We start from the raw sequence: 20,009 nt of genomic DNA on the forward strand, positions 1-20,009 counted from the left end.
ACCCTACCATGAACATTGTTGGCGGAAATTATTATTGTCTTATTGCCGGCTTGCCGGAGATAAGCTTAGACGATAAGAAATTGACACTGTCCGTTCAAGATTTACGTGTTTATCTTAGTGATTATTTGACTGATAAGGAGATGGATGTGGTGAATCTCTTCTTCTTGCCAAATGATAATGCTCAAATTATAAGACTACTGAACAAACAAGAACCAGACCCTACATTGCATACCGTTTTCGATGCAATACAACTTGAACACGAAATAGAAGATCCTATGTTCCTGCCGTCTTATCTCAAAGATTATCTTCTCGACTTGCAAAAAGAAGATTATGAGGCATCAAATAAACTGCAGGAAACAGTGTTGAGCGAGAGATATTGGAACTTTATGCTCACACAAAAAAACAATCTTGTGAGGAAATATGCTGAGTTTTCTTTGAATATCAAAAATTTACTTACAGCACTCAATTGTAGAAAATATCATCTCGATATAGATAAGGAGGTGATATGCGACACTGAGTTTTCAAGACAGCTGAAGACTTCCCGTGCCAAAGATTTTGAACTGACAGACGATTACCCTTATGTAGATAAAGTTTTGACATTGTTCGAAAAAGATAATATTGCCGACCGCGAATACAGCATTGATATGCTGTTTTGGGATTTTCTCGATGACGCCACGGAGACTAAATATTTTACTTTCGACAACGTGTTGGCTTTCATGCTTAAATTAATGATACTCGAACGCTGGAGCAAGATGACTACGGAAGAGGGAAGAAGAATATTCGAGATCTTGCTTTCACGCTTTAAATCTGATTTCAAATTTGCTAAAGAATTTGACTTGTAAAAAATAGAAAAAATAAAATATATTTATACATGGATAAAACAGTAGGAAAAGTTGTTAGTATTGTCTCTAATCTGGTGCAGGTGCGCATCGAAGGACCGGTGTTCCAAAATGAGATATGCTACATATTCTTGGATGAAGAGAAATTGATGGCCGAAGTCATCAAGATAATAGGCGATATTGCCTACGTTCAGGTGTTTGAGAATACCCGTGGTCTTAAACCCGGTTCCAAGGTTGAGTTCGAAGGCCACATGCTGGAGGTGGAACTCGGTCCCGGATTGCTGTCCAAAAACTTCGATGGTCTGCAAAACGACCTCGACAAGATGGAAGGCGTCTTCTTGAAAAGAGGCTGTTATACTCCAGCTCTCGAAGATGACAAGAAATGGTCGTTTACTCCTCTTGCCAAAACAGGCGACAAGGTGCGTGCCGGCGACTGGCTCGGTAATGTGAAAGAAAATTGGCTCGACCATAAGATAATGGTGCCTTTTAAATTTGAAGGCGATTACATAGTGGAGAAAGTGGCTGATGCAGGAGAATATACCATTTTGGATACTATTGCAGTACTTAAAGACAATAAAGGCAACAGTCATAACGTCACAATGCGGCAACATTGGCCTGTCAAAGTGGCTATACGAGCCTATAAGGATAAACCGCGTCCTTTTACTTTGATGGAGACCGGCGTGCGTGTCATCGATACCATGAACCCTATACTCGAAGGTGGTACCGGCTTTATCCCGGGTCCTTTCGGAACAGGAAAGACGGTGTTGCAACATGCTCTTGCTAAAAATGCCAATGCCGATATCATCATCATGGCGGCTTGCGGTGAACGTGCCAACGAGGTGGTGGAGATATTCTCCGAGTTCCCGTACCTCGAAGACCCGCGCACCGGAAGAACATTATATGAACGTACTACCATCATAGCAAACACTTCCAACATGCCAGTGGCTGCCCGTGAGGCTTCTGTATATACCGCAATGACAATAGCGGAATACTACAGGTCAATGGGTATGAAGGTGTTCCTGCTGGCAGACTCTACCTCGCGTTGGGCTCAGGCTCTGCGTGAGATGTCAAACCGTCTTGAGGAATTGCCAGGACAAGATGCATTCCCTATGGACCTCTCTGCTATCATTTCGGGATTCTATGCCCGCGCCGGTATTGTATATCTCAATAATGGCATGACGGGCTCCGTGACATTTATTGGAACAGTGTCTCCTGCCGGTGGTAACCTTAAGGAACCGGTGACGGAGTCAACCAAGAAGGCTGCCCGTTGCTTCTATGCCTTGTCACAGAATCGTGCCGACTCCAAACGTTATCCTGCCATCGATACTCTCGAGTCTTATTCAAAATATCTGGAGTATCCTGAATTTGTGGAGTTCTCGAAAGAATATATAGATGATAACTGGGTGGAACTCGTCAATGAGGCTCGCGACATTCTCGTGAGAGGTAAGGAAACTCAGGAACAAATCAATATCCTTGGTGACGACAGCGTGCCGGTGGATTATCATATCACATTGTGGAAGTCCGAACTCGTGGATTTTATTATCCTGCAACAGGATGCTTTCGATAAAGTCGATGCCGCTACTCCTATGGACCGACAGAGATATATGCTGAGAAAGATTATAGGCGTGACACGTGCCGAGTTCAACTTCGAGAATTTTGAAGAGGTGTCTCCTTATTTTAAACGTCTCATCAATGCTTTTAAACAGATGAACTATTCTGTCTATAACTCTGAGGATTATAAGAAATATGAAAAAGAAGCCGACGAGATACTCGGCGAGAGAGTTGTCAATGCTTAATTAGAAAATAAAAAAATATATATATAATGAGTGCATTTCAAAAAGTATATACCAAGATTAGTCAGGTCACCAAGGCGACATGCAGTCTGAAAGCTACAGGTGTCGGCTTCGATGAGTTGGCTCTGATACAAGGTCGTCTTGCCCAGGTGGTGAAGATTTGGGGTGACGAGATAACTCTGCAGGTGTTCTCTGGTACTGAGGGCATTCCTACCAACGCCGAAGTGGTGTTCCTTGGCAAGGCTCCTACATTGAAAGTTAGTGATGAATTGTGCGGCCGTTTCTTCAATGCTTTCGGACAACCTATTGACGGCGGTCCCGAGGTGGACGGTGAGGAACGCGAGATTGGCGGTCCTTCTGTCAACCCTGTACAACGTAAACAGCCTTCTGAACTTATTGCTACAGGTATAGCAGGCATTGACCTTAATAATACCCTCGTCTCTGGTCAGAAGATACCGTTCTTCGCTGACCCGGACCAGCCTTATAACCAGGTGATGGCTAACGTTGCTCTTAAGGCTCAGACAGACCGTATCATACTCGGCGGCATGGGTCTTACCAATGACGATTATCTGTATTTTAAACATCTGTTCGAGAATGCTGGTATCCTCGACCATATAGTGTCGTTTGTCAATACTACCGAGGCACCTCCGGTGGAACGTTTGCTCGTCCCCGATATGGCCCTTACTGCGGCAGAGTATTTTGCTGTCGATAAGAATGAAAAAGTACTTGTCCTGTTGACTGATATGACATTATATGCCGATGCCCTCAGTATAGTGTCAAACCGTATGGACCAGATCCCTTCAAAGGATTCCATGCCGGGTTCACTCTATTCCGACCTTGCCAAGATATACGAAAAAGCCGTGCAGTTCCCGAGTGGTGGCTCTATTACTATTATTGCAGTGACGACATTGTCTGGCGGCGATATCACTCACGCTATTCCTGATAATACAGGTTATATTACCGAGGGTCAGTTGTTCTTGCGTAAGGATACAGAGATAGGTAAAGTCATCGTTGACCCGTTCCGTAGTTTGTCACGTCTGAAACAACTTGTGATAGGAAAGAAGACAAGAGAAGACCACCCGCAGGTGATGAATGCTTGTATCCGTCTTTATTCCGATGCTTCAAATGCTCGTACCAAGTTGGAAAATGGATTCGACTTGACAGATTATGACAGACGTGTACTTAGCTTCGCTAAAGATTATTCTAACGAATTGCTCGCTATTGATGTTGACCTTAAAATTGATCAAATGCTCGATACTGCTTGGACTTTGTTTGCCAAGTATTTTGACAAGACAGAGGTCTCCATCAAACAGGAAATAATGGATAAATATTGGAAAAATAATGATTGATGCCGTTGATTAACAATAATAAGATAATTTAGATGGCAATAAAATTTCAATATAACAAGACATCGCTGCAACAACTTGAGAAACAGTTGAAGATACGTGTACGTACTTTGCCTACCATAAAAAACAAGGAGTCGGCATTGCGTATGGAGGTGCGTCGTTCAAAAGATAAAGTGGATGAGTTCGATGTTAAATTGGAACAGATTCTTCAACAGTCGGGTGATATCTTGCGTCTGTGGGGCGAGTTCGACCCTGATCTGCTCTCGGTGACAGATGTCAAGTTCAGCACTAAAAAAATAGCCGGTGTCAACACTCCGGTGTTCGAAGGTGCTACCTATAATGTCAAGGAGTTCAGCATGATAAATATGCCGGCTTGGATTCTCGACGGTATAGAATATATGAAGTCGTTAGTCAATATAACCCTCGAGAGAGAGTTCTGGGTACGTAAAATGGAATTGTTGAGTAAAGCAAGAAAGAAAACTACCCAGAAAGTCAATCTCTATGAGAAAGTGCAGATACCCGGCTTCGAAGATGCTATACGCAAGATAAAACGTGTCATGGAAGACGAAGAGACATTGTCCAAAGCCTCGCAGAAAATCGTTAAAATGCGTCAAGAAAAGGAGGTGGAACTATGATTACACCAATGACAAAATTGTCTATCCTGATATATCATCGCGACTATCAGAACTTTTTGGAGAAATTGCGCCAACATGGCGTCGTTCATGTTCACCCGAAGAAAACTTCTCTTCAGGATGAACGCTACAGAACGAAACTCAATAGTATCAAACAGGTGTCTAACCTCATAAAACAGCTTGAGAAACTACCTGCTGCACAGAATCCTGTGGATACTGAACTTCGTAATGAGGCATTGTATAATTTTATAGATGATAAGTTTAAGGAGATAGAATCTTTGCAACAACAGTTGCTGTATCTTCAAAAAGAAGATTCAGTGTACGGTTTGTGGGGTAAATATCCTGAAAAAGTATTGGATGATATTAAAGCCAATAACTGGGATATACGCTTTTTTACTGTTCCGGCAAGAAAATATGACAACAAATGGGAAGAAGATTTCAATGCCTTTGTTATAAATGAATTGGCCGGATTGAGATATTTTACTACCATAACACCTAAGGGTAAAGATGTTGATATAGAAGCTGATACCTTTACTTTTCCTGCCATGACAAAACAGGAGATCGACAAGAAATTGGCTGATATGAACAAGATAATTTCCGATACAAATCGATATCTTTCCGATGTGGCGCCAAAGGCTGTACAATATCTTAAAGAATATGTCATTTCTATCAAGGAAGATAACGAGTTCTTTAAAGTCAGTGACGCAGCAGAACATCTTGCAGAGGAGAAATTGATGTCACTTGAAGGATGGGTGCCTACCGAGATTCAAGATAACACCATAAAATGGCTCGACTCACAAGAGGTGTATTATGAGGCTTCCAAACCTGTCATCAATCAGGATAACCCTCCAATAAAATTGAAAAACAATCGTTTTGCGAGACTGTTTGAGTTTATCGGTGATATGTATTCTATCCCTTCATATTGGGAGATAGACCTTACACCGTTTTTTGCTCCTTTCTTCGTGATGTTTTTCGGTTTCTGTATGGGCGATGCTGGTTATGGGTTGCTTATGATTGCTGTAGTGGTAGCATTATTGCTGAGTGGTAAGATGCCCAAAATGCGTCCCGTGATGTGGTTGGGTTTCTTCCTTGGCATCGGTACTACGATAATGGGTACTATCAGCGGTACTTTCTTCGGAATAGAGCTGATGAAGGTTGATATTCCTTTCGTCAACAGCCTCAAAGGTTTTATGTTCCGCGAAGACGGCTGGTATTCGGCTTTTTATTTCTCACTTATACTTGGAGTGGTGCAGATAATATTCGGCATGTGCCTTAAAGTGGTGAATCTGACCAAGATGTACGGCTTTGCATCGTCTTTGCCAACAATAGGATGGATAGTGCTTATCCTTGGCGGTATCCTGTCATATCTTATTGCCGGAGTAGGATTGCCTTTATACATTTGTGCCGGCGTTGGAGCTGTACTAATATTTCTACTCAACGGACCTTTTACTAAGATTTACAGTCCTTTTGTAAATATCGGTTCCGGTCTTTGGGATACCTATAATATGCTTACAGGGTTGTTGGGCGATATACTTTCCTATATAAGACTGTTCGCTTTAGGCTTGTCAGGTTCTATCCTCGGTTTGGTTTTCAATGACTTGGCTATGAGAATGAGTGGTAATATTCCTGTAGTGAGTACTATTATCATGCTGTTGATACTGTTGTTCGGTCATGCTATGAATATAGCTTTGTCGGGATTGAGTGCTTTCGTTCACCCTATGCGTCTTACCTTTGTGGAGTTTTACAAGAATGCAGGCTTTGTGGGAGGCGGAAAGAAATATGATCCTTTTAGAGACAGAACACATGAAGATGAATAAATTAACAAATTATAAATAATTAAATAAATAATTAAGTATGGGACCTATTTTAGTAGCTTACATTGGCATCGGACTCATGATTGGTCTGTGCGGTATTGGAAGTGCTTTTGGCGTAACGTATGGTGGCAATGCTACCGTAGGCGCTATGAAAAAAAATGATGAGGCATTTGGTAACTATCTGGTATTGAGTGCTCTGCCTGGCACTCAGGGTCTTTACGGATTCCTCGGATTCTTCTTGCTCCGTGGTGTTTTGACTCCTGAGATTACCTGGACTCAGTCAGTGGCAGTGCTCAGTTGCGGTTTGTTCCTCGGCTTCGTAGGCCTTATCTCAGCCTTGCGTCAAGGTCAACTTTGTGCCAACGGTATCACAGCTATCGGCAATGGACACGATGTCTTCGGTAAAACCATGATTATGGCTGTTTTCCCGGAACTTTACGCTATCATTGCTACCGCAGCGACATTTATGATTTCAACGGCTATATGATGTCATAGTCATGTCAAACTAAAAACGAGGTTGACTTTTCGTTGACCTCGTTTTTTTATGTCTTGTCAAATATAAAATGGTCATATTATTGCTGCGGTACTGCGGCATAGAATACAAGTTCTTTGTCGCTGTCGTTGATGAGGCTATGGCTGTCGCCTTTTTTGCAATAATGGCATTGCCCTTCTTCAATGGTTACTGTCTCGTTGTTGTCAATGACTTTACCTTTACCTTTGATAATGAATATGATCTCACTGCTTGTGTCATGAGAATGATAACCTATGCTCGCTCCGGGCTGTAACACACCTTTCATTATCCTGTTGTTCCCGTCGAAAAACATTTTTGCGCTAATCTCTTTTTCGCCACCTTTGAAGTTGGGAATTATAGTGGCTTCCATTTTGTTGAAATCTATAGTCATTATTTTGATTGTAAATATGATTTTTTATTCTTTGATGCTTTTCACAAATCTGTCGCGTCCGTTGATGTCTTTAATACATTCAGTGTTTCTGAAACCGTTCTGATTGCATAATGATACTACTTCTTTACCAAAAGCTTCATTTATCTCAAACCAAAGCATACCTCCGGTTTTTAATGTAGAAGCGAAGTTTTTCAATATGGATTCATAAAATATCAGAGGTTCGCTGTCTTCCACAAACAGAGCACTGTGAGGCTCATGGTCGAGTACATTCTTGTGCATCGATTTCTTTTCCGATATTCTTACGTAGGGAGGATTGCTGACGATAATGTCGTATTGTCTTGATGTAACAATATCAGATGGAGACATGACATCGTCTGTCAGAAATTTTACCTCAACATTGTTGATTGATGCGTTGTTGCAGGCAGTTGCGATGGCTTTTTCTGAAATATCGGTGCCGGTGACGTTGCAGTCGCTTAAATGCTTTGCCAAAGCTATGCCGATACAACCGGATCCGCAACAAAGGTCAATGATGTCGTAGTGTCGCTGCCGGCTGCATGCTTTTATGATCTGTCTTGTCATCTCTTCGGTCTCCGGTCTCGGTATCAACACATTCTCATTGACTTTTATTGTCATTTCGCAAAATTCAGTCTCACCAATGATATATTGAACAGGTCTGTGTTTCAGTAGTTCTTTTACAGCAAAATGAAAAGTAAGCAACTCAGATTCGCTGAGTCTTAACTCCGGATTCATTGCCAATGTCACCTTGTCATATCCAAAAAAGTGTTCCAACAGCAGCATTATTATCGAATTGGCTTCCCGTTCGTCGTAAAGATGCTGTAACGTTTCTGCATAATGGCGACGTATGTCTTTTATCAGATTTGATACGACTTTCATACTGCAAAGATAGTTAAAAACCGAGAGCAGAGTCAAATTTATTTGAACTATATCGAAGTACGTCCTTTTTTCGCGCTTTAGTGAATAACAATGAATAAAATAAATAAATTCATTTGATTTTTTTCAACTGCATCTTGTTTTATTCATAATTATTTGATGTTGAAATATTGTTTTCGTGAAGATAACTTGTTTATTGATGTTGTTTTGATCAAAATTCATATCTTTGCAATACTATAAGTTTCTGATATGATGTTAGATGACATATATAAGGTGATCACTACGGTAGGGGAAGGCTTGTATAAGGAAAAGGGCAGTAAGTTTTATGCTTTCTGTTATCCTGTCATTACTGAAGAGGAAGTTAAGACCATCATGTCGGATGTCAAGAAGAAATTTTTTGATGCTCGGCATCACTGTTATGCGTTTATGATAGGACCGAACAAGTCGTGTTATCGTTCGAGTGATGACGGAGAACCTTCCGGAACTGCCGGCAAGCCTATATTGAACCAGATATTATCTAAAGATGTCACTAATGTGCTTGTTGTGGTAGTCCGATATTTCGGAGGAGTGAAACTCGGCGTGCCGGGATTGATAAATGCCTATAAAACGGCTGCCCGTGAGGCACTCGACAACGCCACGGTAATTGAAAAAACTGTAGATGATGTATATTCACTCGAGTTCGATTATCCTCTTATGAACGAGGTGATGCGTGTCTTGAAAGAAGAAAATCTCGAACAACAGAACCCTAAATTCGAGATGCGTTGTTATCTTGAAATATCAATAAGAAAAGGCGATTCAGAAAGAATTGTTGATAAGTTGAAACATCTTTACGGTTTAGATTTAAAATACCTTAAAACTATTTAAAATCAATAAGTTAAACCCAATTTTAGGGTTAAAATATCTTTTTGCTCGTAATTTATGTAAAAGAAAATTAATAATCAATAGCAAAAAAATGTTTTTATTAACTTTTTTATGTTGATATTTGTAGAAAATTCCAAGATAGCAGTATTGGATTTAAAGTCATTGATTCATAATAATATTAATACTGTCAACATTGATGGATAAGGATTGTCATGAAATATGGAACAATTGTCTGAAAGTGATAAAGGCTAATACCGCACCTCAGGCATATAAGACCTGGTTCGAGCCTATCAAACCCGTGTCTTTCAATGACAATATGCTTACCATTCAGGTCCCCACACAATTTTTTTATGAGTTTTTGGAAACTCATTATATCAAGTTGTTGAGAATGACTATAGATAGAGTCATAGGTGTCAACGGCAGATTGGAGTATAGTATTGTGATGGATGACAGCGGCTCTGATGGTCCCGTAGTGATGCGTATGCCTAACAGTGGTCCTGTCAACACACAGAACCCTCCTGTTCAAATACCTATTGACATAGACAAGAAAGCAAAAGATGATGCCATTACGCCTTTTATTTTGCCGGGTCTGAAGAAATTGGAAATAGAGTCTCAACTTAATGAGAATTATTCTTTCGATAATTTCGTGACGGGTGATTGTAACTTGTTGGCAAGACAGGCAGGCAATACCATAGCCAAAATGCCTGGTCGTACTTCTTTTAACCCTCTTTTTATATATAGCCCTACCGGATTGGGCAAGACTCATATCGTTCATGCCATAGGACTCGAGACTAAGAAGAATTTTCCCAACTTGACAGTGTTGTATGTCAATGCAGAACAGTTCATACAACAATTCATGAGTTCTTGTAAAAACAAGACACGCAACGACTTCGTCAGATTCTATCAGTCTATTGACGTGCTTATTGTTGATGATATTGAGTTTATGGCAGGCAAGGCTAAGACACAGGATGCTTTCTTCCATATCTTTAATCATCTGCAACAGAATTGCAAACAGTTGGTTTTTACTTGTGATAAACCTCCGGCGGAGTTGAAGGATATGGAACCTCGACTGCTGTCGAGATTTAAGTGGGGCTTGTTTGCAGAATTGCAGATGCCTGATTATGAGACACGTAGAAATATTCTTAAGAAAAAGGCATATAACGAGGGTATAGAATTGCCGGAAGATGTTATTGACTATGTGGCGGAAAATGTCAAGACTAATGTTCGTGAGATGGAAGGATTTCTCATTTCCCTGATGGCACAGTCGTCACTCAACAAGAAGGCTATTACTGTCAACCTCGCAAAACAGATGGTCAGCCGTTATGTCAATAATTCTACACCGGAACTTACTATAGGGTATATCATTGGTGTTGTGTGCGAATCTATGTTGATAACACAAGACGAATTTTTCTCCAAGACGAGAAAACGCAACATAGTACAGGCTCGTCAACTGACTATGTATTTCGCTAAAAAATATACCAAGTCTTCTCTTATCAATATAGGTAATGAATGTGGAGGCAAAGACCATGCTACTGTGATACATGCCTTGAAAACAGTGGAAAATCTGATAGAAACAGATAAACAGTTTCGTCAGATTGCCTTGGATATAGAAAAGAATTTATCTTGATTTTATGACAAAAACATTAGGAAGGTTGTTTCTTGTCCCAGCATTGTTGGGAAATACTACACCGGAGAAAGTGTTGCCTCAAGGTACTCTCGATATGGTGAGGACATTGCGTTTCTTTGTTGTGGAGAACGTGAGAACAGCAAGACGTATGCTGAGTAAGATGAAAATGCCATGTCCGATAGAGGAACTTGTTTTTGTGGAACTTGACAAACATAATATTGCAAATCCTGATTTTATGACGTATCTTGCTCCTGCCTTGGACGGTCATGACATAGGCCTTATGTCTGAAGCCGGCACTCCCTGTGTGGCAGACCCCGGTGCTTTGATAGTGGAACTCGCACATCAGGCGGGTATTACTATAGTACCTCTCACCGGACCCAATGCTATGATACTTGCCCTAATGGCTTCCGGTTTCAATGGGCAGTCGTTCCGTTTTCATGGTTATTTGCCTATAAAAAATCCGGACAGGATAAATGCTATCAGAACTTTAGAACGAACTTCGGCGTCTAATGACGAAACGGAGTTGTTTATTGAGACTCCGTTTCGTAACAATGCGATGATAAATGACCTGCTAAAGACCTGCCGACATAATACCATGCTGTGTGTCGCATCCAATATCACCATGCCTGATGAGAAAATTGTAAGCAAATCTATAGCTGATTGGAAAACAGTAAAATACGACTGGAATAAAAAACCTGCCGTGTTCCTTTTATATAGCCGCTTTTAATGTATGATAAAAAATTTAACCCAAGATGAATTTTTGATTTATTGTCTCCTTTTTGCAGAAGAAGAGGACTTTAATTTTACAAAACGAGACCTTATTGAAATGATGTCTAATATAGAACCTCAGGACTTTATGAAAGTTTACAATCGTTTTGTAATGGAAACTGAATCTGAGAGATTACAAGTTATTGAACAACACAAATTATTGTATGTCAATGAATCATCGGATAAGATTTTGTTTTTTGACAGATTTAAAAAGATGTTTTTTTATGAAGAAAGATTTTCATCCATTGCTGATGAAGCTGTCAAAATTCTCGATGCATTGTTATAATGTTTGCGGTTTTTGAAATTATTTTGTGATAAATATATTATTGTTATGGAAATAGATATAGAAAAAAGAGTTGAAAAAGCAAAAGAATATCATCAATCAGGATACAATTGTGCCCAGTCAGTGTTTTTGGCTTACAGCGATATTTTGGGAATTGATGAAGATGTTGCATCTAAGTTGTCTTTGCCTTTCGGCGGTGGCATGGGTGGTATGCATGAAGTATGCGGATGTGTCAGCGGTATGATGATGTGTACAGGATTTATCAAAGATATAAAACGTAACAACTATCCTTATGTCCGCGATGTGGCGGCTGAATATAAGGCCGAAGTCGGATCTATAATATGTAAAGAACTTCTCGGTCTTGTGCCTGCAAACCCTCCTTTGGTGAAACGACCCTGTGTTGAATATGTCGGTATAGCTGCACGCATAATAGGTGAGAGATTAAAACGGGACTTTAACTTATACAATCAGAAAATCTCATGAGATTGCAATATACTGATAATAATCAAGTTATTACAAATCTACTATATTACTAAATATCATTAAATGCCTTTTGCTATTTCAATTATTGGGTGTATATTTGGGTGTTGAATTTCAAACGCACCCAATTATGAATATCAAACGAAACATCATTTTTGCTTTGGAAAGTCGCAAAAAGAACGGAGTGCCAATCGTGGAGAATGTCCCTATCCGTATGCGTGTGGTTTTTGCCAGCCACCGCATTGAGTTCACAACGGGTTACCGCATTGATGTCGCCAAATGGGATGCCGACAAGCAGCGTGTAAAGAACGGATGTACCAACAAGCTGAAGCAAAGCGCATCGGAAATCAATGCGGACTTGCTGAAATACTACACCGAAATTCAGAATATATTCAAAGAGTTTGAGGTGCAGGGATTCATGCCCACTACCGAGCAGGTTAAAGACGCATTCAACAGATTGCATGACGGGAAAAAGGAAGATGAGGAACAGGCTCCGGTGGTGTTTCTGCCTTTGGAGGTGTTTGACGAGTTCATCAAGGAATGCGGCACGCAAAACGGCAGGTCTGATGCCACCTATGAGAAATTTGCCGCAGTAAGGAAGCACCTTGAAAAGTTTGACAAGGGGCTGACCTTTGAATCGTTGGACGAACCCAAGCTGACAAAGTATGTGAATTTCCTGAAAGATACCGAAGATATGCGGAACACATCCATCATGAAACAGGTCGCCTATCTGAAATGGTTCCTGCGCTGGTGTACCAAGAAAGGGTATTGCATGAACAATGCCTACGAAGATTTCAATCCCAAATTGCGGAGCACCCCGAAAAAGGTGATATTCCTCACGTGGGAAGAACTGAATAAACTCAAAAATTATCAGATACCCGACACAAAGCAATACCTTGAACGGGTGAGGGATGTCTTTCTGTTCTGCTGCTTCACCGGACTTCGGTATTCGGATGTGCATAACCTAAAGAAAAGCGACATCAGGGACGGATATATAGAAATCACCACCGTAAAGACCGCCGAAAGGCTTATCATCGAGCTGAACAACCACAGCAAGGCGATACTGGATAAATATAAAGATGTGGAGTTTGAGGGGCATAAGGCTCTCCCTGTCATCAGCAACCAGAAGATGAACGATTATTTGAAGGAGTTGGGCGAGCTTGCCGAAATCAACGAGCCAGTAAGCGAGACCTATTATAAAGGAAGCAGACGCATAGACACCATTACGCCCAAATTTGCATTGTTGGGCACCCATGCCGGAAGAAGGACTTTCATCTGCAATGCTTTGGCTCTCGGCATTCCGGCTCAGGTAGTCATGAAATGGACGGGACACAGCGACTACAAGGCGATGAAACCTTACATTGACATCGCTGATGATGTGAAAGCCAATGCGATGAACAAATTCAACCAACTGTAAAAAACAATCATCAAGTTTCATGGAAAGCCTGTAATTCGGCTTATCTTTGTAACTTTCAATACATACAACAATGAGCAACAACGATAACAATATAGAGAAAAGGAGTTTCGAGGCTTTTGTCAATGCCATTGGGTCAGAAATAGAGCAGGCGCAAGTCCGGCTCATTAGTGCCGCCAATGCGCAGATGCTGTTCCATTACTGGAAGATGGGCAACTACATATTGTACCACCAGAACCGACAAGGCTGGGGCGGCAAGGTCATCAAGAAACTGGCGCAGGCGATACGGTTCAATTATCCCGAAAAGAAAGGATATTCGGTCAGGAACTTGGCTTATATGTGCCAGTTCGCACGTTCATATCCATTGACCGTATTACGGAGTTTCATCGAAACCGATGCGAAATTGATTACTCCAAGTGTGCGGAAAATCACGGATGAAATCCAAAGCCTGAACAATGTGCCATTTACGCAAGAACCTCTTGCGCAAATACAATCCTCAGACAACAAGGAAGTTGCAATTGTGCAAGAACCTCTTGCGCAAATTCAGGATGTAACCCAGACAGTAGCCGTCGTTTACCGGATGCCGATTGAGGACATGGAAAAACTGTTCCTGACATCACCTGTTGCAAGAATCAATTGGGCAAGCCATGTGATTCTGCTGAACAGTTCCCTTCCGTTAGGTGTCGATTACTGGTATATGAAGCAATCCGTGGAAATGGGCTGGAGCAGCAATGTTCTTAAAATGCAGATTGAAAGCAAATTGTTTGAACGGCAAATCAACAGTCACAAGGTCAATAATTTTACCGCCACGCTTCCTGCACCTCAAAGCGACCTTGCCAACTACCTGTTGAAAGACCCGTATATCTTTGACTTGGCAGGAGCCAAAGAACGTGCGGACGAAAGGGACATAGAGGAACAGTTGGTAAAGCACGTCACCCGATACTTGTTGGAGATGGGCAACGGATTTGCCTTTGTCGCAAGGCAGAAGCATTTCCAGATTGGCGACAGCGATTTCTATGCCGACTTGATTCTGTACAACATAAAGCTCCATGCCTATGTGGTCGTGGAACTGAAAGCGACCCCGTTCAAACCGGAATATGCAGGACAGTTGAATTTTTACATCAATGTAGTGGATGACAAGCTGAGGGGAGAGAACGACAACAAGACCATCGGACTGCTGTTGTGCAAGGGCAAGGATGAGATTGTCGCACAATATGCGCTGACCGGCTATGACCAGCCTATCGGCATCAGTGATTATCAGCTTAGCAAGGCTGTGCCGGAGAATCTGAAATCTGCGTTGCCGAGCATAGAACAGGTGGAAGAAGAACTGACGATGCTTCTTGACAATGAAAAGAACAAACAAAAGTAAGACACCTATGGCAGACAAGATACAGACGATGATTCCCCTATACGGAGAACTCAACAGAATATACAGGGATTATATAGATAATCACGCCTTCTCTTTTGACAGGCAGAAATTCATTTCCGATTTCTATCAGGAATATAGTGACACAAAATCTTTTGAAGCCGCCATCCTTGAACTGGTGTTTAATAGGCAGAAAGAGCAATACACTTTGATACTCAACAGCCTGAAAACCGAAATAGAAAAGAGCATACAGGCTTATGAAACGCACCCCATAAGTGACAGCGCGATAGAGCGTGTTTGTTATCAGCACATGGAAAGGTATTCACTTGAAATTGAAGCCCAACTGGATGTTACAAGAAGTCTGAGCAAGCCGCTGAATGAAGCCAACAACAGGTATGATTCCATTGGCTATAGGGAACATACTGCCGAAGAGGAAAAACAGGTGGAAAAGGAATATGAACGCTGCAAGGCTGAATATGACAAGGAAAGAGCCATACTGAACGAACTCTATGACCAGCAAAAGGCTGCAAGGAAAGAGGCATTCCAATATATGAAGAACCGTTGTGCGGACATATACCGTCAAAGCTGCCTTTTTCTGGATATACTGAAGAAATACATTCCTGACGGGAAACGACAGGACGAGCCGGGCAAACCCGTCAGCCAGCAGGAAACGATGGATGAACAACAAGAATACTTCGACATGAAATGGCTTTCACTTATTCATGAGGTATGTGTTGGAGAACAGTTCGAGGAAATTTCCGCACCGGATTTTTATGCCAATATGAACCTGCGCCCCTGCGACTGCAAGTTGAAAATCAAACCGAGAGAGAAAATCCGTGCATGCTATCTGATATTCCTGATGGGCGAGAAACTCTCCAAACAGGACAGGGAAAAATGGAAAGCCGGAATACTGGAATTGCTGGGTATTGATGACAGCTACTACAAGTCAAAGTACAAGGAGCCGGTTTCCGATTTCCCAAGTGACAGCAACCTGAAATTCGCCAAGGAAATGGAGCATATATTCAGATAATCCGTGATATATCCCGATACTTTACGAAAGTTCCACTTTTACCACTCAAATTAATTTTTGAGTGGTATTTTTATTTTCTGATATTCAATAAGATACAGAGATATTCGAATTATACCGTCCCCATCCTTACCACTCATAACCCTATCTAATTTTGCATCGTTCGAGAACAGAAATAACAGCCAGTGCGCAGGGCTGATTGTTGAACCAAAAACGAGTAGAATCATGCAAAATCTACAAGAATTATTATCCAAACCCGTCTGGCAGATGACAGGCGAAGAGTTCATAATGTTAAGCAGGCACGCATCCGGCCAGCCGGAAGCGCAGCCGCAGCCCGTAACGGACACAAGCAGGAAATATGTGTACGGCATACTCTGCATAGCCAAGCTGTTCGGGTGCAGCCTGCCCACCGCCAACCGCATAAAGAAAAGCGGGAAGATAGACAAGGCCATCACCCAGATAGGGCGCAAGATTATCGTGGATGCGGAACTTGCCCTTGAACTGGCAGGGAAGAAAACAGGCGGACGCAAATAACGGGAGGAACCGCTATGGACTATATGAAAGATATCCAGGAAATATCGGACGAACAGGCGGTAATCCTCTGGCAAGCCTCACGGCTGAGCCTGTCGGAAAAGTACGAGAAAGCCCCCGAAATTCTCAGTGTGAAAGGTTCCGTAATAGGTACGTTAGGGAATTTCAGCGCATCCATCGGCAAAGCCAAAAGCAAGAAGACATTCAATGTGTCGGCTATCGTGGCAGCGGCATTGAAGAACGGTACGATGCTTAGGTATGCGGCCGAACTGCCCGAAACCAAACGGAAAGTGCTTTACGTGGATACGGAGCAAAGTCCCTATCACTGCCTGAATGTGATGGAACGCATCATGCGCATGGCCGGGCTGCCCGATGACAGGAACAACGAGAACTTTGAATTCCTTGCCTTGCGGAAGTACACGCCGGGGCAGCGCATAAAGATTGTCGAACAGGCAATCTACCATACGCAGAACCTTGGTCTGGTGATAATAGACGGCATCCGTGACATGGTATATGACATCAACAGCCCCAGCGAATCGACACGCATCATATCGAAGCTGATGCAGTGGACGGACGACAGGCAGATACATATCCACACGATACTCCACCAGAACAAGGGCGATGAGAACGCAAGGGGGCACATCGGCACGGAACTGAACAACAAGGCTGAGACCGTCCTCCTTGTGGAAAAGGACAAGAGCAACGGGGACATCAGCAAGGTTTCCGCCATGCACATCCGTGCAATGGACTTCGAGCCGTTTGCCTTCCGCATCAATGACAGGGCATTGCCCGAACTGATGGAGGACTACCAGACAGAAACCAAAACACCCGGCAGACCCCAAGGCGAGAAGTTTAATGCCTACAAGGACATTTCCGAGCGACAGCACCGGATAGCTCTGGAAGCCGCATTCTCGTTGCAGGACGAGTACGGGTATAAGGAACTCGGCAAAGCATTGAAAGAATCGTATGCCTTGGTGGGCGTTCCGTTGAGCGACAACAAGCTGGTCAAACTCATCACTGTGTTGAAGAGCAAGCGGATGATAGTGCAGGAAAACGGCAGGAAGTACAGGTACGAACCGGATTTCCACTATTAGCCCAATCCTCGCAATCACTTCACTTTATTCTCAGGGTCTATATATTAGGATAAAGCGAAGTGGTTGCAGGGACACACCAAACCGCTTCACTTTAAGCCGTATCCTATATATACGACAATAAAGTGAAGTGGTTATACAGCCAGTAACCTATATGAACAGGTACTGGCGAAAAGAAAAACAAACGATAACCGATAAAGACAATCATTTATGGATATACAGACAGCAAAACAAATCAGGCTGGAGGAATATCTTCACAGCTTGGGATATAGCCCGGTGAAGCGGCAGGGCATCAATCTTTGGTACAAATCGCCGTTCAAGGAAGAAACCGAAGCATCGTTCAAGGTGAACACCGAGCGGAACCAATGGTATGATTTTGCACTGGGCAAGGGCGGCAACATCATCGCGTTGGCTTCGCACCTCTATGCAACGGACAGTGTGCCGTACCTTTTGAAACGCATAGAGGAACAGGCACCGCACGTGCACCCCGTTTCTTTCTCTTTTCGCAAGCAGTCCTTTACGGAGCCGAGTTTCCAACAGTTGGAAATCGTGCCGCTTTCTTCCCCTGCCTTGCTCGCCTATTTGCAGGAAAGGGGTATCAATCCGGTACTGGCGAAAAGAGTAAAGCCAAGCCTTTGTTTTGATTGAAATCAGAATGGAACACAAAACGTTTTTAGTTACCTTTGCTGTAGGCATAAGAAGCAAGCCGGTTTTTTCTTGGGCTTTTAATCCCACAAAAGAGTATGGCTCATTGTCCTGCGAATTGAAGATTGGTCGTTGGAGGCCGTATAGAAGAATGCTCATTGACAGGACATGGCTTATGCCTTTATCCATCAACAACAGTAACAATTATTATCATGGCAAAGAAAGCAAAAAAAGTCAAGACGGCCAAAGGTGCGGAACTTCGGATAGTCAATCCCGATGCGGCGGGGATAGACATCGCGGACGGTATCATGCAAGTTTGCGTCCCTGCCGACCGCTCAAAGGACAACAACCGCGCGTTCGGAGCGTATACATCCGACCTGCACGCCATCTCGGCATGGCTCAGAGAGTGTGGCATAAAGACAGTCGCAATGGAATCCACCGGGGTTTACTGGATACCGCTGTTCTGCCGTCTTCAGGAGGACGGGATGGATGTCGTATTGACCAACGCAAGGGACGTGAAGAACATAACGGAGAGGAAAACCGACGAGTCGGATGCCGAATGGCTGATGTTGCTGCACCAGTACGGGTTGCTCAAGGCAAGTTTCCAACCGCACAACGACGCCAAACGGATGAGGACACTCACCCGTCATCGTGACACCCTCTCCCGTGAGGCTTCAAGCATAGTCCTGCGTATGCAGAAAGCCATGCAGCAGATGAACATAAAACTTACGCTTGTCCTGTCTGACATTACGGGAAAATCCGGCATACGTATCATCGAGGCCATTCTTGCAGGTGAACGTGACCCCAAGAAACTTGCGGACTTGGCCGACATCCAGTGCAAGACTCCGAAAGAGGAAATAGCCATGGCGCTTGAGGGCAACTGGGAAGAAGACCTCCTGTTTGTCCTCAGGCAAAACTATGACACTTTCAAGCATTTTTGCGCCCAACTTGACCGATGCGACACGGAACTGGAGAAACTTATGGAAAACTATCGCACGGAGGTTGCCGGAACAGGGCGTCCGTCATACAGTCCGACGAAAAAACGTTGTGACTATCACAAGCGTAAACGGAATGTAGGCTTCGATGTGGAAAGAAAGGCATATGACATGTGGGGAGTGAATGTCTTTGAGATACCCGGAATAAGCCACCTGACCGCACTTGGACTGATGAGTGAGTTGGGACACGACTTTACCCGGAAGTTTCCATCTTCCAAACAGTTTTGCTGTTGGTGCAACATCGCACCGAATACCAAAATATCAGGAGGGAAAAGAATATCAAGCCACGTGCCACACCGTCGGAACAATGTCGGATTGATTTTTAGAAGTATCGCTTCTTCTCTCGCCAATGCGAAGAACCAGTTGGGAAACTTCTACCGCAGGATACGTTCACGGGCCGGAGGTAAAGCCGCAGTCATTGCCACCGCCCACAAGGTCGCTGAGATATTCTTTGCCATGGTTGCAAACCAGACAACTTATAATCCGGAAAAAGTAGGTATAGACGAGAAAGTATTACTCGAAAAACGGATTGCGAGATACAAGCGTGAATTAGAACGGATTACAGGAATGCATATTGAAATAGGCAATGCATGTGTTCCATAGAAGCGTGAATTAGAACGGATTACAGGAATGCATATTGAAATAGGCAATGCATGTGTTCCATAGAAGCGTGAATTAGAACGGATTACAGGAATGCATATTGA

At 42.8% G+C, this 20,009-nt stretch carries 19 protein-coding genes and 1 pseudogene; 18 read left to right on the forward strand and 2 right to left on the reverse strand.

The annotated features are described in order from the left end of the window. The first annotated feature begins 8 nt into the window (after nt 1–8). The 6 genes from ACZOVS_RS09575 to ACZOVS_RS09600 are packed head-to-tail and all read left to right on the forward strand — an operon-like array spanning nt 9 to nt 6,911. Entirely contained in the window at nt 9–842 is an 834-nt protein-coding gene (locus tag ACZOVS_RS09575; RefSeq protein ID WP_321584783.1) for a DUF2764 family protein, read from the forward strand. Between the two features lie 29 nt (nt 843–871). Beyond that, nucleotides 872–2,635 carry a V-type ATP synthase subunit A gene (locus tag ACZOVS_RS09580; RefSeq protein WP_483997008.1) on the forward strand — a complete coding sequence of 588 codons (1,764 nt, stop codon included), beginning with the start codon at nt 872–874 and terminating at the stop codon, nt 2,633–2,635. A gap of 26 nt (nt 2,636–2,661) precedes the next feature. Continuing rightward, entirely contained in the window at nt 2,662–3,981 is a 1,320-nt protein-coding gene (locus ACZOVS_RS09585; protein WP_483997009.1) for a V-type ATP synthase subunit B, read from the forward strand. Nucleotides 3,982–4,013: 32 nt separating this feature from the next. Further along, on the forward strand, nt 4,014–4,613 hold the full coding sequence (locus ACZOVS_RS09590; protein ID WP_483997010.1) for a V-type ATP synthase subunit D: 600 nt from the start codon (nt 4,014–4,016) through the stop codon (nt 4,611–4,613). 8 nt (nt 4,614–4,621) lie between these two features. After that, a complete protein-coding gene (locus ACZOVS_RS09595; RefSeq protein ID WP_483997011.1) occupies nt 4,622–6,427 on the forward strand; it encodes a V-type ATP synthase subunit I in 1,806 nt (601 codons plus the stop codon). A 37-nt stretch (nt 6,428–6,464) separates the two neighbouring features. After that, nucleotides 6,465–6,911, forward strand: a complete 447-nt coding sequence (locus tag ACZOVS_RS09600) for a V-type ATP synthase subunit K (RefSeq protein ID WP_483997012.1) — start codon at nt 6,465–6,467, stop codon at nt 6,909–6,911. 85 nt (nt 6,912–6,996) lie between these two features. Here the strand turns inward: ACZOVS_RS09600 and ACZOVS_RS09605 are convergent, their stop codons facing one another. Both ACZOVS_RS09605 and prmC read right to left on the reverse strand, forming a co-directional pair. Then, complete coding sequence (locus ACZOVS_RS09605) at nt 6,997–7,326, reverse strand: cupin domain-containing protein (protein ID WP_483997013.1); 330 nt, start codon at nt 7,324–7,326, stop codon at nt 6,997–6,999. Between the two features lie 24 nt (nt 7,327–7,350). Further along, nucleotides 7,351–8,220 carry a peptide chain release factor N(5)-glutamine methyltransferase gene (gene prmC / locus ACZOVS_RS09610; RefSeq protein ID WP_483997014.1) on the reverse strand — a complete coding sequence of 290 codons (870 nt, stop codon included), beginning with the start codon at nt 8,218–8,220 and terminating at the stop codon, nt 7,351–7,353. A 246-nt stretch (nt 8,221–8,466) separates the two neighbouring features. Here prmC and ACZOVS_RS09615 point away from each other — a divergent pair, with 246 nt between their 5' ends. The 12 genes and pseudogenes from ACZOVS_RS09615 (at nt 8,467) to ACZOVS_RS09670 (ending at nt 19,908) form a co-directional block, all read left to right on the forward strand. After that, nucleotides 8,467–9,081 (forward strand): IMPACT family protein, encoded by a 615-nt coding sequence (locus ACZOVS_RS09615; RefSeq protein WP_483997015.1) that lies wholly within the window; start codon nt 8,467–8,469, stop codon nt 9,079–9,081. 193 nt (nt 9,082–9,274) lie between these two features. Then, nucleotides 9,275–10,705: a chromosomal replication initiator protein DnaA gene (gene dnaA, locus ACZOVS_RS09620; protein ID WP_483997016.1), complete on the forward strand. Its 1,431-nt coding sequence runs from the start codon at nt 9,275–9,277 to the stop codon at nt 10,703–10,705. 4 nt (nt 10,706–10,709) lie between these two features. Further along, a complete protein-coding gene (locus ACZOVS_RS09625; RefSeq protein WP_483997017.1) occupies nt 10,710–11,432 on the forward strand; it encodes an SAM-dependent methyltransferase in 723 nt (240 codons plus the stop codon). A gap of 3 nt (nt 11,433–11,435) precedes the next feature. Next, nucleotides 11,436–11,759, forward strand: a complete 324-nt coding sequence (locus ACZOVS_RS09630) for a hypothetical protein (protein WP_483997018.1) — start codon at nt 11,436–11,438, stop codon at nt 11,757–11,759. Nucleotides 11,760–11,804: 45 nt separating this feature from the next. Further along, nucleotides 11,805–12,239 (forward strand): C-GCAxxG-C-C family protein, encoded by a 435-nt coding sequence (locus ACZOVS_RS09635; RefSeq protein WP_483997019.1) that lies wholly within the window; start codon nt 11,805–11,807, stop codon nt 12,237–12,239. A gap of 127 nt (nt 12,240–12,366) precedes the next feature. Next, nucleotides 12,367–13,653, forward strand: a complete 1,287-nt coding sequence (locus tag ACZOVS_RS09640; RefSeq protein ID WP_483997020.1) for a site-specific integrase — start codon at nt 12,367–12,369, stop codon at nt 13,651–13,653. Nucleotides 13,654–13,723: 70 nt separating this feature from the next. Beyond that, nucleotides 13,724–15,019, forward strand: coding sequence for a PDDEXK nuclease domain-containing protein (locus ACZOVS_RS09645; protein WP_483997021.1), 1,296 nt, complete (start codon nt 13,724–13,726; stop codon nt 15,017–15,019). Between the two features lie 7 nt (nt 15,020–15,026). Continuing rightward, nucleotides 15,027–16,046: a hypothetical protein gene (locus tag ACZOVS_RS09650; RefSeq protein WP_483997022.1), complete on the forward strand. Its 1,020-nt coding sequence runs from the start codon at nt 15,027–15,029 to the stop codon at nt 16,044–16,046. Nucleotides 16,047–16,268: 222 nt separating this feature from the next. After that, the gene (locus ACZOVS_RS09655; protein ID WP_483997023.1) at nt 16,269–16,577 is read left to right on the forward strand and encodes a DUF3853 family protein; all 309 of its coding nucleotides are present in this window, start codon (nt 16,269–16,271) and stop codon (nt 16,575–16,577) included. Between the two features lie 14 nt (nt 16,578–16,591). Next, complete coding sequence (locus ACZOVS_RS09660) at nt 16,592–17,668, forward strand: AAA family ATPase (protein ID WP_483997024.1); 1,077 nt, start codon at nt 16,592–16,594, stop codon at nt 17,666–17,668. A 207-nt stretch (nt 17,669–17,875) separates the two neighbouring features. Then, nucleotides 17,876–18,286: pseudogene (locus tag ACZOVS_RS09665) on the forward strand (CHC2 zinc finger domain-containing protein); the annotation flags it as partial. 236 nt (nt 18,287–18,522) lie between these two features. Then, complete coding sequence (locus ACZOVS_RS09670; protein ID WP_483997025.1) at nt 18,523–19,908, forward strand: IS110 family RNA-guided transposase; 1,386 nt, start codon at nt 18,523–18,525, stop codon at nt 19,906–19,908. The last annotated feature ends 101 nt before the right edge of the window (nt 19,909–20,009 follow it).

It is taken from the genome of Candidatus Limimorpha avicola (assembly GCF_056978975.1).